The sequence below is a fragment of the Peribacillus tepidiphilus genome (assembly GCF_009466385.1).
Lineage (GTDB): Bacteria > Bacillota > Bacilli > Bacillales > DSM-1321 > Bacillus_BN > Bacillus_BN tepidiphilus.
This window is the reverse complement of record NZ_WIAQ01000023.1, coordinates 13,767-27,464: the sequence shown is the minus strand read 5'-3', so window position 1 is coordinate 27,464 and position 13,698 is coordinate 13,767. Positions and strand designations below refer to the sequence as shown.

Sequence of the window (13,698 nt, the reverse complement as noted above, 5' to 3'; positions counted from 1 at the left end):
GTCTTTTCGTAAAAAACAATATTTTCGGGAAGATTCTAAGGAAGCTGCCATAGATTCGATTTCTTATACAGAAGAAATAGCATAATGTTTAAAAGGGAGGCGCTTATAAAAACGGAGGAGCTTCCCAAAACGTCCATCATCCAGCCTGATAAGAGCATAGCTACTGGCATCCCGAATCTAAAAAGCGTTCCTGTTATGCCGCTAATTCTTCCCATCAAAGCAGCAGGAGTTTGTTCCTGGCGAAAAGTATAGGCACATATCGTATATACACAAGAAGCAAATCCATTTAATAAAAGGGATGGTACAAGCAGTAACCAATGATGGGTGAAGAATAATCCCAAATAAGCGACTCCATTTAATAATATGGACATCCCAAATAAAATCCCTAATGAGTACCGGTCTCTTAAGGAACGTGCGGCCAGACTTCCTAGTAATCCTCCAACTCCGGCTGAGGATAGCAGAAAGGAAAGCATAGAATTAGAAAGTTTTAATTCCTCCGTACCAAAAAATAAAACCGTTGTACTAACAACCGTCATTGAGCAATTCGCTACCATTATAAAGAAAGTCATGCTCTTTAAAGCCTTATTTTGACTGAATTCTCTCCAGCCTTCCTTAAAATCAGCCCAAAAAGATGTTTCAAGATTGTTTTTTTCGGGTTCATTCACCTTTAGTCTCATCAATAAAATATAAGAGACAGCATATAAAAACGCAGCTATTAATAATCCCTGCTCCATATTAGATAGGATCAGGACCATACTTAATAAAACAGGTCCCATTATGCCAACAAACGTTTCAACGAAGGAAAGCTTAGCATTGGCAGAGGTTAGCTTATTCATCGGTAAACTCATTTTAACCAAGCTAATTTGAACATTAAAATAACCGTAATTCAAGGTCATCAGCATAAATCCAAGAAGGTAATAAAGAATAGGTTTATAGATGCCTCTCCCAAACATCTCATACATGACGAATAAAATAAGAGCTTGAAATAGCACCATTGCCATAGCCCATTTCTTTTGATTAACCCGATCCACAATGACCCCAATAAACATGCCAAAAAATAGATTAGGCAAAAGTTCTGCTGTTCTCATTTGGGTCATGATGATCGAAGATTCCGATAACTGATACATCAATAACGGGAGCAGCAATTCGTAAATTTTATTCCCGATACTTAAGAGAAGGCCCGCTGATAATAGAAGCGTAAAATTATCATATTTCCATTTACCAATCCCTTTTTCCCTCAGTGTGTAATGAACACCCATATTTTTTATCCCCTCTTTGTTTATCGATTCTAATCTCATTTTATGTCGAGACATGTATAGGAAAAATCGAAAGGATTTTTCTAAGCTTTTCACCTTTTCTTTCGCAAGATCATCTTGACAAAAATTAGAAAGTAGAAAAATGATTAACTGTGGGGAGGTTTTTTTGTGACCAATCAATATACCTATCACTTTTTGCTCTTACGTAGTGCCTTTAAACATATTCCGAACGGCACAAGCATTGAAATATCTATAAACGAACTTTCGAACGTATTGTTTTGCACGAACCGAAACGTAAAGATTATTCTAAACAAACTTATGCAACATGGACTTCTTTCTTTTAAACCAGGCAAAGGAAGAGGTAACCTCTCCGTTCTTTCTTTTTCTATGGACTTTGAAGACTTTTTGCATGAACAAGTTCAATTTTTATTGAAAGAAGGCCATCTCAATAAAGCCTTGGAGCTTGTAAGAGAGTATGGAAATCAGTCGAAAGCAGAATCGTACTTTTTGGAATGGATCAGAAACTACTTTGGTTACTACAGCATTGTATCTAATGAAGATCAAGAAACAGAGATATTGAGGTTTCCTATTTTCCGACCTGTCACAACGTTAGATCCCGCTTATGCTTTTTTTGATTTCGACGCCCATATTATGCTCCAAATCTATAACGCACTAGTTGATTATGATCCGAACACAGAACGATTTAAAGGTTCGCTTGCTCATGCATGGGAAACGAATCCATCTAAAACCAAATGGGTCTTTTATTTACGGAAAGGGGTTCTCTTCCATCATGATCAAGAATTAACTTCCCATCATGTAAAAAAATCCTTCCTGAGGCTGAAGGATTCCCCCCACTCCTGGCTATTAAGAGATTTAAAAGAAATAGAAATTGTCTCAAAGTATTGTCTCGTCATCACTTTCCATAGACCTCAGCATCTCTTTCTACATTTTGTTTCATATGTACCCATGTCTATTGTGGAAATAGAAGGAACCAATTTTTTTGGAACAGGTCCATATAAAATCAGCACATTTTCGGAAGACTACTTGGAGCTTTCCATCTTCGAAAAACACTTTCAGCACCTTCCACATATTCATAGGATCGAAATATGGAGAATGGAGACCAGGTGGCTTGAACATGAGGTAATGGAAGGGCAAAAACTCCATGTCGATACAGGAGAAAGTAAAAATAAAGGATTAGAAAGTTGGTCAAAGGCTGAGATTTATTCCGGTACTACCGTTTTAAGTGTCAACACGGTTAAGGAAGGTCCCTTGCAAAATGTGAAACTGAGAAGGATGATGGATTTGTTGATCGATCGGGCTAAGATGGTTCAAGAATTGGGGTATCCAAGAATTTGTCCATCGATTCAGTTTCATTTTTCTGACGGATATGCCATGAAGAAGTCAGTAGCCATAGATAAAGTAGATCAAAATCAAACAGACTATAAAGGAGAAAAAATAACCCTTTACACCTATAGAAGGCACGAGCTTGATGCTCAATGGCTCAAAACCCACCTTCACTCCTATCAAATTCAGCTGGAGGTCAAGGTTGTCGAATTACATGAAATAAAGAAAAAAGAAATGATCGAGCAGGCGGACTTGATCTTGTTTGAAGCCACGCCTCATGAAGGAATTATATCTCTGTTAGATTTGTATTTATACAAGGAAGGCTTTATCTATCCATTACTTCATGACGAGATGAAGAAAAAGCTGGACACGAGAATGAGAGACATAACAGCTGACAGCAATCCAGTATCTCGACAGGATAAATTGAATGAAGTCGAGGAATATTTGAAGAAAGAAGGCATGCTACTATTTTTAACCCATAAAGAAATCGAAGTAAGCTACGACACCTTCCTAAACGGGGTAGAATTCAACGCTCGTAAATGGATTGATTTTAAAAAGCTCTGGTATAAGCCTCCGCAAATTCAAGACATTCTTTCTGAGGATTGAAAGAGTATTCGTAAGAAATTCAGCTTTCAAATACCCATCAAATGTAGCTAATTTTTAAATAACACATGGAATATTTTTTACAAACTTAGGCACATTAAAAGTGTAATTTTGTAAAGGAGGCTGAACGATGAATACATCTTTAACCGAGTTGGAAGTTGAAAATTTGCGGCATATCATTGGCGGACATGGAATGGTTGCGAATAAACTCGACACTTATGCGCAGCAATGTACAGATCCGCAATTAAAAGAAATGCTACAACGAGATGCCCAATCAGCAAGACAAGCCCAACAAACACTACTAAGCTTTCTTGGTTAGGAGGAAAGAGTATGCAAGAAAAAGATATGGTTAATGACTATCTGGCAGGCTTAAACGCAAGCTTAACAGGCTATGCAACTTATATTGCAGAATCCCATAATACAGACCTTAGACAAACGTTGATCCAGCTTCGCAATCAAGACGAAAACCGTCAAAGGACAATCTATAATTATGCTCTTCAAAAAGGATATTATCAACCGGCAGCACCAGCTTCTCAAGAAGTGATCCAGCAGGTAAAATCACAGCTTACAGCTAATCAATAAAATCAAAAACGTACCATTGTTTGATAATGGTACGTTTTTTACGTAGATAAATGGTACTTTATTCGGATTCATACTTGTTGAAAACACTTATCAATCGAGGAACAAATCCGCGCAAGGGCGGAGTAGCATTTGCAGGCAGTCTGAACCTACTTGAGCTCGCGAGCAGAAACAATAACTCCATCTTCATCCGCATATACATAATAACCAGGATGCCATTCGACTTCCCCAAACGATAGAACGACATTTCTCTCGCCTTTTCCCTCTTTTTTGCTTTTTAAAGGATTCGTACCCCTTGCCAGGATTCCTATATTTAATTGCGCAAGCTCAGCTGAGTCACGGACACAACCATTAATAATGACCCCTGCAAGATTACGATTTTGGGCAATTTCTCCAAGCATGTCTCCCATAAGAGCGCATCTATTGGAGCCTTCACCATCTACTACAAGCACAGAACCCCCCGGAACCGTTTGTAACGCCTCCTTAACGAGGACATTATCCTCCAATACCTTGACCGTTTGAATTGGTCCTGAAAATCTTCTCTTCTTCCCGAATGACTTCCATTCTATCAAACATACTTGCAGTTCATCTGAATATTCGTCACACAAATCCGTTGTTTTAAAATTCATACCAATCCCCTCCCTTTTGCTTTAAATATTCTTGTTTCTTATTAAATTTCCTTCTCTTTACGTGATGAAAGTTTCAACACAAAAAAATGGAAGAGCCATATTTTCCACATCCCATCTTATAGGAAGATGGCAAACCACCCACCTAATCTAGTTACTAACATACTGTGGCCACATCCAAGTGTATTTTCCACAGAGACAAAACCGTCTTTTTTGTCCACGAACGGTGCCTGACACCGTATTGACATTCCTTTTAAAATTCTCTATATTTACATTGACAATTAAATTAATATATCCCGTTTTGTCGGGAGAGGTTCATAGCATTTAACCCTCTATAAAAAACTATGGCTTTGATTACTAAATCAACAACCATATTCAAAAGAGGATATGGTTTTTTATTTCTCAAAGTGTATCGTGCTATGCGCCTCTCCTTATGCGGGTCAACATAAGGGAGGCTTTTTTATGGCAGGAAGAAAAGATGAAGAATTACAAGGAGTAACCTTACTAGGTAACCAAGGAACGAAGTACCTTTTTGAATACTCCCCTGATATTTTGGAAGTATTTGAAAATAAACATCCAGACCGCGATTATTTCGTAAAATTCAATTGTCCGGAATTTACGAGCCTTTGTCCGAAAACTGGCCAGCCGGATTTCGCGACCATTTATATCAGTTATATTCCAGATAAATTAATGGTTGAAAGCAAATCTTTGAAGCTTTATTTATTCAGCTTCCGCAATCATGGTGACTTTCATGAAGACTGCATGAACATCATCATGAATGATCTAATTAAATTAATGGATCCACGCTATATTGAGGTATGGGGAAAATTCACGCCGCGCGGTGGAATTTCTATTGACCCATACTGCAATTATGGAAAGCCAGGAACCAAATATGAAAAAATGGCAGAATATCGCCTAATGAATCACGATATGTACCCAGAAACCATCGACAATCGATAATTTCTGTATTTAAAAGAAAACCGGCTGCATTTTTCCAGCAGCCGGTTTTTTAGGATATAAATTTCCCTGCATACCATTCAGCAGCGGCATTTACTTCTGTAAACGTAAGTTGATGTCCATAATTCTCCCAATACACCGTAACATCCGCTTTTGCTTCTTCCAACAAGCCTTGCAATTCGATCGTCTCTGAAGCTGGACAAATCGGATCATTTTTTCCTGCACCAATAAAGATCTCTTTTCCAGATAGGTCTGGCAATTCTACACCTCTGAGTGGAACCATCGGGTGATGAAGAATCGCTCCCCGAAGAGCATCTCGGAAATGAAAAAGTAAGCTCGCAGCAATATTTGCTCCATTCGAATATCCAATGGCCACAATGTTGTTGCGATCGAACTGATATTTTTCTGCTGCTTCATCCAGAAAGGCATTTAGCTCCTTTGTCCGGAATATAAGATCTTCTTCATCAAAAACACCTTCCGCAAGTCTTCTAAAAAAACGCGGCATCCCGTTTTCAAGAACATTCCCACGAACACTTAGCACATTAGCCGCTGGATCTATTTTATCAGCTAAAGGCAGCAAGTCGGTCTCTGTACCCCCTGTACCATGGAGTAAAAGCAGAGTAGGTCTTGAACGGTCTTTTCCTTCATGAAAAATATGCTTCATTTTTGACTTCCTCCAAAATAAAATTAGTCGATAAGCAGCTTATGCTACATCCCCTCATAAACACGATTACAATTCTCTCACTTCAATTGGAAGCAATACCTTTTCTATTTTATCCCTTTGTGGTTCATACCAAGACGGAAGCATAAGCTTTTCTCCCATCGTTTCTTCTGACTCATCATGTGCAAACCCAGGAGGATCTGTCGCAATTTCAAATAGAATCTCTCCCTGCTCTCTGAAATAAATCGAATGAAAATAATTGCGGTCTTGAACAGGTGTCACATGAAATCCATAGCTTTCCAAAAGGTGCTTCCACTCCATTTGGTCATAATCGTCCTTTGCTCTCCAAGCTATGTGATGAACCGTTCCTGCTCCCATTCTTCCTCTTCCATTAGGAGATACCTTCAAATCTATGATGTTCCCAATACGATCAGCCGCTTTAAAACGGATATAATCTCCTTCCTGGCCAATTCGTTCTAATCCCAATACCTGTTCTAATAATTCAGCTGTCTGCTCAGGTCTGGAAGAATACAATGTTGCACCTCCAAACCCTTTAATGGCCTCCTCTGGAGAAACTCCACCGAAACTCCAAGGATTTATCTCTCCTTCTTCTCGCTCTACTATTTCAAGCTGTAAACCGTGAACATCTTTAAAACTCAAATATTTCTCACCAAAACGTTCTTTTCTTGTAACAGGTATATTGTAGTTGGCTAACCTCTTTTCCCAAAAAGAAAGCGCTCCATTTGGAACCACAAATGAAGTTACACCCACTTGTCCTGTTCCGATTCTTCCAGTATATGCGCCTGGCCACGGAAAAAATGTCATAATGGTACCAGGACTGCCTCCCGCATTTCCAAAGTACAAATGATACGTACCAGGATCATCAAAATTAACCGTTCTCTTTACTAATCTCAAGCCTAGAATCCCGGCATAAAAATCTACGTTTTCCTGGGGATTTCCGACAATTGCTGTAACATGATGTATACCCATCGATTGTTTAACCATTCATCCATTCTCCTCCCTTTTAACGTTTCACGTGTTACTTAAAGCTTCATTTGGTGCACAAATGTTCTTTTATTTAAACCGATTAACCGCATAATCCTTTATAAAAACATTATCTTTAATTCAAGATATTTATCTATTTTTAAACCATCTCGATTAGAAGATGGTTTCATTAAATATCTCGAATTCAAGATAATTCTAATTCATACATTGTTCTTTGTCAATCGGCTTTTTGGCTTCTAGGATTCTCCTCTTTATTCATGGCAGGCTTATCTTATTCAACACGTGATACCCCTTACCATTTAACGCTTGAAAAACCTCTTGAATATGATCAGAATCCCGTGTCTCAATCGTTAATTTCAGCTCAGCACTTCCTGGAAAAATATGCTCACCAATATGATGAAGAGAAATTTGCATCACATTCGCTTGCAGTTCTGCAATGATTTCTAGTACTTTTTCCAGCTGTCCCGGCTTATCCATCAGCACAATGGAGAAGTAAGCGTACCTCCCGGCTTCCACCATTCCGCGCTCAATGATTCTGGATATAAAGCTTACATCCACATTTCCACCACTTAAAACCGTGACAACTTTCTTGTCCTTGAAGGGCACCTTTCTATACAGCAGTGCAGCTAGCGCACAAGCACCTGAACCTTCTACTAAAAGCTTGTTCCGTTCCAACACCATCAACATGGTACGAGCAATCTCCATTTCATCGACACAAAAAATATCATCTACATACTCTTGGACAAGCTGAAAAGTAAGGTCTCCCGGTTTTTTAACAGCAATCCCATCTGCCATCGTCGGCATTGCTTCGACCATGACAGGCTTCCTTTCTTTTAATGAGCTTCTCATGCTAGAACAAGCCAGGGCTTCCACGCCGTACACCTGAATAGACGGTTTCATTTTCTTCACAGCATAAGCCACTCCCGCGATCAATCCTCCGCCTCCAACAGGACAAATCACAGCATCCATATCCGGAAGCTGCCGTAAAATTTCTAGACCAATGGTTCCTTGTCCTTCAATAACAGACGAATCATCAAATGGGTGAACAAAAGCTGCTCCCGTTTCTTCTTGTATTTTTTTTGCATAAACAAGTGCTTCATCCACTCCACTTCCGTACAACTCAACCTTTGCACCGTATCTTTTAGTTGCTTGTATTTTCCCGATCGGTGCTCCTTTCGGCATCACAATCGTACACGGGATGCCTAACATTTTACTCGAATAAGCCACCCCTTGAGCATGGTTTCCAGCAGAAGCTGCCACTACCCCATTCTGAAGCTCATCTTGATTCAGATTCATCATTTTATTATAAGACCCGCGCACTTTAAACGAACCGGTTTTTTGTAAATTCTCAAGCTTTAAATATACTTCATTTCCGGACAAATCACTCAACGTCTTAGAGTAGTCAAGCGGAGTCTCATGCACGATTCCTCTCATTTTTTCTTGAGCCAACACAATTCCCTCTAACGAAATCATAAGCCACCTCCCTAACATGAATACTTTTATTTTTTGTAAAAATACGGGATTTAATCTTGTGAATTCGTTTTTGCCTCTAAAAAATGTCAAAAAGTTTTTAACTCTTTTCGTTTAGAGGCGCCCAAAAGCATATATACTAAAATTAAACCAAAATCATTTTATCTTAATTTATAATAATTATAATTTAGTATTGATTTTAATTTTATATTTGTTATAATTAAATTAAGATAAACAAAGGAGGAATTTTCAATGGAACTACAAAAAGCTTTAAATTTACAAATTGCAAACTGGAATGTTTTATACACAAAACTACACCGCTTTCACTGGTATGTAAAAGGGCCTTTATTCTTTACTCTGCATGAAAAATTTGAGGAGCTCTACAATGAAGCTGCAACTGTTGTAGACCAACTTGCGGAACGCCTGTTAGCAATCGGTGGAGAGCCTATTGCTACCATGAAGGAATACTTAGATGTAGCCACAATAGAAGAAACAAAAGGTGAGAAAAAAGCTAGCGAAATGGTCGCTACACTTGTAGAAGATTATAAAAAAATCAAAGAAGACTTGATCCAATTAGCTAACCTAGCTGAAGAAAACCAAGACGTCATTACAAATGACCTTGCCGTAGGTCTAATTGAAAAAATCGATACCCACGTGTGGATGCTAACAGCTTATTTGGGAGAGTAATTAAAAAACTGCCTATCCTCTGCTACTTGGCAGAAGATAGGCAGTTTTGTTTTTTTCATTGAGCTGCATTCCTATCACTCTGAGTACTCTGATCCAGGTCCACTAAATTCATTACAAATTATAATCCTACATATCTCTTCCTATTTCCATTTTCTCTTTAATTCCTCTAACTCTGCGATTACTCCACTAACAAACCAAGCCAAAATTCCCGGCCTGGTTCATGTCTCATTTATCATCCACTTTCAGCTTGTTGTAGAAACGGCTTTTTCTTTAAGATCAAACATCACAATGTCTTCAAAGTATTTAACGGTTTTCATATCTTCGTTGTATTCATCCGCGTGTTTCCAAGCTTCCTCTAAAAAGACCTCCATGATTTTCACGGCTCTGTCGTAACCGGATGTGCCATATTCTAGGGCAACGACACTTTCCAAAATAACCGTCATCAATCGGGCAATTTTTTTGGAATGGAAGGTTCGATGATCCTCCGATCCATTGATGACAGAAGCAAGTAACACTTCCAATTTTTCTAATCCTTGCTCGACCATGACAACCCATTTTTGCGAAGCAACGGAGACTGCTCGAATTCTTGCTTTCATATCCTGTAAAAAGTATTCATGAGCATTGAATTTTTGCATAAGACGTAATACTTCCAGACCTAAAATGTTAGCTGTGCCTTCCCACACAGTTAGAACTTGTGCATCCCGCAGCAGCCTAGGGGTAACAAAATCCTCCATATAGCCATTGCCCCCATGCATTTCAATCGCTTCATGAGAAAAATGGATCGCTTGCTCTGCTGTTTCTTTTTTCAATAGAGCAATATAAAGTCGGTTCAAAATCTCATCTTTCGGGGTAACGGTCTCCCGCTCGAGCATCACCTTATTAAATAAAGGCAAGTATTGAAATAATGTCCGCGTTTCGACTTCCAGTTTAACAGCAAGCTTACTAAGCGTATCCCTAACCATCGGAAATTCGGTCAGATTTTTTCCAAAGGCGTCTCTTCTTACTGCATATTGCCTTGCTTCTGTGAACGCCCGCCTCATAATTCCAAGTGAAGCAACTGCATTACAGACTCTCGATAGATTCAGCGCTTCCATCATATAGTAAAAGCCCTTTTTCTGATTGCCAACCATGTAGGCCTTAGCTCCGTCAAATTCTACTTCTGCCGATGGCACAGCTTTAACCCCTAATTTATCCTTTAATCTACGAATCCTGATTCCATTCAGTGTACCGTCATCCTTACGCCACGGAACCGCAAACAGCGATAAGCCTTTCGTTCCTTCAGGTGCCCCTTCCACCCGTGCCAAAACCATGGCCACTCCGCACATGCCGGCATTGGATGCGAAATACTTCTCCCCGTACAATGTATAGTGATCACCTTCGGCTATCGCTTTTGTCTCGTTGGCTCCAACATCTGAACCACCTTGTCTTTCTGATAAAAAGGTAGCTCCCTCGTATAAAGAAGTTTCTCCCGTTGAGAGCACATGCGGTAAAAATCGAGCCTTTAGCTCTTCCGATCCATATTGATCCAACAAATACGCTGTTGCCATGGATAATGTGACTGGACAATAAAATCCTGGTTCAGTTTGCGAGAGCAGATATCCTTGTGCGTAAGAATAGAGATAGTTTCCTTTTCTTTTTATTTCAGGTATTTCTTTGTGTGGATAGGCCACAATGCCGGTATTGTACGTTTCTTCTACTGTCATCCGATAGCCGTCATTGACCCATATTTCTGATACATCGTCGCCATATTTATCGTATTTGATTAGCTTTGGCTGCCCTTCGCGATCTGTAAATCGTGCTCGCTCATCAATAACCGTTGCACATCTTTCCCCAAATGCTTTCAGCTTTTGGTCTGCATACTCGAAGAAGTCAGGATCTAATAGTTCTTTTAACAACGCCTGAAAAGATTTGTCTTCTGAATAAAAATTCACCTCTTACACCTCCTGATGCAAAGGATATTTCCTGGCATTTCTTGATAATAATTGAGAAATATTCAATTGTCTTCACTCCTTACAACGTCTAGTTTTTTTGAGAAAGCTTGTAATAACTCTTCTATTTCTCCTTTTAGCTCTTGAAGTTCCGCAATGCGGGCATTCACCTCCTCTAATTTCTGTTTACCGTATGAAATGGTTTTTTCCAGCTGTCGCTTTCCGGTTCGATCTTTATCAAAAAGCAGCACCATTTCTTTTATTTCATCCAGGTTAAAGCCATAACGCTTCCCTCGGAGAATTAACTTGATCTGGGCATATTCCTTTTTACTGAATATACGGATTCCGTTTTCTGTACGCTGCGGTTTAATTAATCCAAGCTCTTCATAATAACGGATTGTCCTTGTCGTAAGACCAAAGGCTTGTGCAATATCTGTTATCGTTTTCATATTTCTTCCACTCTTTTTTTCTGAATATTTATAAAACAATTTTACCATTAACGTTAACGTAAACTGCAAGTATTTGTTATAAAAGTGGGAATATTACGGTCAAGGTTTTGTGGTTAAGGGGTCCAATTTAATATGTATGAAGGAAATGAGGTGAGAGATTTCTTATGAAGAAAAAATACTACCTTCATCACATAAAAAGCCCTAAAATGGTATTAGGTACATTTTCTCAATTTTCATGATGAAAGCAGACCAATCTTCTCAAATCCTTCAAATTTTTTAAAAAATTCTCATATTTGAATGATTCGTTCTAAAAAGGGAAAGAGTACAATAATGATATATGGCAGGTTTTTTAGGGAGGTACCTAATGATACAAACTTTATTAAAAATCTTTAAACAGAACGCTGCGACAGTTATTTATAATGAGCGCGAAACCACGCTGGAGAATGGTACAAAAATTTATTTTGCCACATTAAAAAGGACAAAACCACCTATACATGGTAAATAAATGAAAAAATGCTCTTTTCTCCCCATTTAAGCAAAACCTTATTTTGGTAAAATGAGGTATTATAAGGGGATAGGAGGGCTTTATATTGGAATGGAAAAATAAACTAAAGCAATTTGGTCCTTCTGGTTTCATATTAATCGGAATCATTAGTGTACTTTTATTTTATCTAAATGCAAACAATACTAACATCATAACAGCGCTTCATATACTCATGGCTAAACCATTCACCTTCCGTTTTTTACAGTATGGTGAAGAATATTCTCCTCTACACAAAGCCCTTCAGTTTTTTGTTTTCATACTTATTTATGGTTTATTTTTTGTAGGAATCGTTAATGCTTTTATAGTAGTAAAGAATTTATTTAAAAAGAAACCCGCACTCATTGCCAGAAACATTCACGATTATAACTCTTATATTGATCTAGAGGATAAGCTTGGGGATGCTATGATCGCACTGGAAGAAAGATTCAATTCCAGAGTAATCGATGAGAAAGTAACCATTTTTATGAACACCAAGGAAATGGAAATCAAAAGAATATTCGGCGTATCCGAACGACAAATTGATTTTATTTGGTACTTTCATGGGAAAAATAATGATATTGAGCTGGTGTATCTAAAAAAACCAGCAGATATACATGGAGCTGGGAAATTAATTAACTCCGCCCTTGATATGCCTGATGTTCGAGTAAAAGAAGCTGCTGTAAACAGTCAGCTGGAGCTGCAGAATTGTCCCATCAAACAGTTTATTTCCGTACGGAATTACGGCCACCTTAAATTAGGACTAGCTGTTTTGATCTTGAAAGACAATGTGTTTACAGAAGAAAACCTTCAAGAATTTACATACTATACATCCAAAATGATTCTACTAGGAACATATATTCCATTTTTACGACAAATTAAAAAGAAAAAGCAATTAGCAAACTAGGAGGCGATTGTGGTGACCAAAATAGCTAAAGTATTAGGTGCAAAAAGCACTTTTGGCTCCTCCACTATCAAACGGAACGGTGCAATTATGAAAGGGACCCGTGGTAAAGGGATTGCCGAACTAAGCAGTGTCCGAGATGATGTAAAAATTTTAGAGAATAAAAAAGCTCATAGAAAGATCCAGGTCTAAATAGGAGAATCTCATACATATATGATTGTATGCTTAAAAACCTTGCATACCACACTCTTGCAAGGTTTTTTCCTTTTGTCGTTTCCTCCCTTACGATTTTTCAACTCGTTACATATTCCTGCTCATTCTATGCAAACTATTCATGAATAAGAGGAAAGGAGCGATTCCATTTTGGATGAATTAGTAAGTAAAAAGGATATGAAAGTCGGGGATGAAGTATTTGTCATTTACAACAATCCGCATACACCAACTGTAGCCAACGTACGGGCTGCCGAGATTGTGCCGCATCCTAAAAACCCGAACGATGTAGCCCTGTTTTTACATGAAACATTCCATGTCATTGAAGACGATGATGCGCTGTTCACGTCCGAAGAAGCAGCAGAAAGAGCTTTTCAAGAAATAATAGACTCCCGGACGGATGAAAGCTTTGACTAAATTGAGGCTGTCCAAAACAAAAGAGCCAGGCACCCCTCGGAAGAGTTAAAAACATCCGAACTGTAACTGCTGAGGGAGCCAG

At 38.6% G+C, this 13,698-nt stretch carries 16 protein-coding genes; 9 read left to right on the top strand and 7 right to left on the bottom strand.

Annotated elements, in window-relative coordinates; all coding sequences use genetic code 11:
* Positions 1–35 precede the first annotated feature (35 nt).
* Positions 36–1,259 carry an MFS transporter gene (locus GD441_RS12205; RefSeq protein WP_191992180.1) on the bottom strand — a complete coding sequence of 408 codons (1,224 nt, stop codon included), beginning with the start codon at positions 1,257–1,259 and terminating at the stop codon, positions 36–38.
* 165 nt (positions 1,260–1,424) lie between these two features.
* Between GD441_RS12205 and GD441_RS12200 the strand changes: the two genes are divergently transcribed.
* From GD441_RS12200 to GD441_RS12190, 3 genes are all read left to right on the top strand, one after another.
* Complete coding sequence (locus GD441_RS12200; RefSeq protein WP_153126717.1) at positions 1,425–3,206, top strand: ABC transporter substrate-binding protein; 1,782 nt, start codon at positions 1,425–1,427, stop codon at positions 3,204–3,206.
* Positions 3,207–3,333: 127 nt separating this feature from the next.
* Complete coding sequence (locus GD441_RS12195; RefSeq protein WP_153126716.1) at positions 3,334–3,522, top strand: hypothetical protein; 189 nt, start codon at positions 3,334–3,336, stop codon at positions 3,520–3,522.
* Positions 3,523–3,533: 11 nt separating this feature from the next.
* Complete coding sequence (locus tag GD441_RS12190; RefSeq protein ID WP_153126715.1) at positions 3,534–3,785, top strand: spore coat protein; 252 nt, start codon at positions 3,534–3,536, stop codon at positions 3,783–3,785.
* A 146-nt stretch (positions 3,786–3,931) separates the two neighbouring features.
* Here the strand turns inward: GD441_RS12190 and rraA are convergent, their stop codons facing one another.
* Entirely contained in the window at positions 3,932–4,411 is a 480-nt protein-coding gene (gene rraA, locus GD441_RS12185; protein ID WP_153126714.1) for a ribonuclease E activity regulator RraA, read from the bottom strand.
* A 459-nt stretch (positions 4,412–4,870) separates the two neighbouring features.
* On the opposite strand from rraA, the gene queF reads away from it, so the two are divergent.
* A complete protein-coding gene (gene queF, locus GD441_RS12180) occupies positions 4,871–5,368 on the top strand; it encodes a preQ(1) synthase (protein WP_153126713.1) in 498 nt (165 codons plus the stop codon).
* Positions 5,369–5,417: 49 nt separating this feature from the next.
* Here the strand turns inward: queF and GD441_RS12175 are convergent, their stop codons facing one another.
* The 3 genes from GD441_RS12175 to ilvA form a co-directional block, all read right to left on the bottom strand.
* Entirely contained in the window at positions 5,418–6,029 is a 612-nt protein-coding gene (locus GD441_RS12175; protein WP_153126712.1) for an alpha/beta hydrolase, read from the bottom strand.
* 66 nt (positions 6,030–6,095) lie between these two features.
* Positions 6,096–7,031 carry a ring-cleaving dioxygenase gene (locus tag GD441_RS12170; RefSeq protein ID WP_153126711.1) on the bottom strand — a complete coding sequence of 312 codons (936 nt, stop codon included), beginning with the start codon at positions 7,029–7,031 and terminating at the stop codon, positions 6,096–6,098.
* 255 nt (positions 7,032–7,286) lie between these two features.
* A complete protein-coding gene (gene ilvA, locus GD441_RS12165; RefSeq protein WP_153126710.1) occupies positions 7,287–8,504 on the bottom strand; it encodes a threonine ammonia-lyase in 1,218 nt (405 codons plus the stop codon).
* A 249-nt stretch (positions 8,505–8,753) separates the two neighbouring features.
* Between ilvA and GD441_RS12160 the strand changes: the two genes are divergently transcribed.
* Entirely contained in the window at positions 8,754–9,188 is a 435-nt protein-coding gene (locus tag GD441_RS12160) for a Dps family protein (RefSeq protein WP_153126709.1), read from the top strand.
* A gap of 242 nt (positions 9,189–9,430) precedes the next feature.
* Here the strand turns inward: GD441_RS12160 and GD441_RS12155 are convergent, their stop codons facing one another.
* Complete coding sequence (locus tag GD441_RS12155) at positions 9,431–11,119, bottom strand: acyl-CoA dehydrogenase family protein (RefSeq protein WP_153126708.1); 1,689 nt, start codon at positions 11,117–11,119, stop codon at positions 9,431–9,433.
* Positions 11,120–11,181: 62 nt separating this feature from the next.
* Complete coding sequence (locus tag GD441_RS12150) at positions 11,182–11,565, bottom strand: MerR family transcriptional regulator (protein ID WP_153126707.1); 384 nt, start codon at positions 11,563–11,565, stop codon at positions 11,182–11,184.
* Positions 11,566–11,929: 364 nt separating this feature from the next.
* On the opposite strand from GD441_RS12150, the gene GD441_RS12145 reads away from it, so the two are divergent.
* The 4 genes from GD441_RS12145 to GD441_RS12130 all read left to right on the top strand — a co-directional run bounded on the left by GD441_RS12145 (position 11,930) and on the right by GD441_RS12130 (position 13,616).
* Positions 11,930–12,070: a hypothetical protein gene (locus GD441_RS12145; RefSeq protein ID WP_153126706.1), complete on the top strand. Its 141-nt coding sequence runs from the start codon at positions 11,930–11,932 to the stop codon at positions 12,068–12,070.
* Between the two features lie 85 nt (positions 12,071–12,155).
* On the top strand, positions 12,156–12,992 hold the full coding sequence (locus GD441_RS12140; RefSeq protein ID WP_153126705.1) for a hypothetical protein: 837 nt from the start codon (positions 12,156–12,158) through the stop codon (positions 12,990–12,992).
* A gap of 12 nt (positions 12,993–13,004) precedes the next feature.
* On the top strand, positions 13,005–13,181 hold the full coding sequence (locus tag GD441_RS12135) for a hypothetical protein (protein ID WP_153126704.1): 177 nt from the start codon (positions 13,005–13,007) through the stop codon (positions 13,179–13,181).
* Positions 13,182–13,352: 171 nt separating this feature from the next.
* Positions 13,353–13,616, top strand: coding sequence for a transcriptional regulator SplA domain-containing protein (locus GD441_RS12130; protein WP_420849694.1), 264 nt, complete (start codon positions 13,353–13,355; stop codon positions 13,614–13,616).
* The last annotated feature ends 82 nt before the right edge of the window (positions 13,617–13,698 follow it).

Coding starts and splice junctions, on each gene's coding strand:
- GD441_RS12205 (WP_191992180.1), bottom strand. CDS start 1,259: ATGGGTGTTCATTACACACTGAGGGAAAAAGGGATTGGTAAATGGAAA.
- GD441_RS12195 (WP_153126716.1), top strand. CDS start 3,334: ATGAATACATCTTTAACCGAGTTGGAAGTTGAAAATTTGCGGCATATC.
- GD441_RS12190 (WP_153126715.1), top strand. CDS start 3,534: ATGCAAGAAAAAGATATGGTTAATGACTATCTGGCAGGCTTAAACGCA.
- rraA (WP_153126714.1), bottom strand. CDS start 4,411: ATGAATTTTAAAACAACGGATTTGTGTGACGAATATTCAGATGAACTG.
- queF (WP_153126713.1), top strand. CDS start 4,871: ATGGCAGGAAGAAAAGATGAAGAATTACAAGGAGTAACCTTACTAGGT.
- GD441_RS12175 (WP_153126712.1), bottom strand. CDS start 6,029: ATGAAGCATATTTTTCATGAAGGAAAAGACCGTTCAAGACCTACTCTG.
- GD441_RS12170 (WP_153126711.1), bottom strand. CDS start 7,031: ATGGTTAAACAATCGATGGGTATACATCATGTTACAGCAATTGTCGGA.
- ilvA (WP_153126710.1), bottom strand. CDS start 8,504: ATGATTTCGTTAGAGGGAATTGTGTTGGCTCAAGAAAAAATGAGAGGA.
- GD441_RS12160 (WP_153126709.1), top strand. CDS start 8,754: ATGGAACTACAAAAAGCTTTAAATTTACAAATTGCAAACTGGAATGTT.
- GD441_RS12150 (WP_153126707.1), bottom strand. CDS start 11,565: ATGAAAACGATAACAGATATTGCACAAGCCTTTGGTCTTACGACAAGG.
- GD441_RS12145 (WP_153126706.1), top strand. CDS start 11,930: ATGATACAAACTTTATTAAAAATCTTTAAACAGAACGCTGCGACAGTT.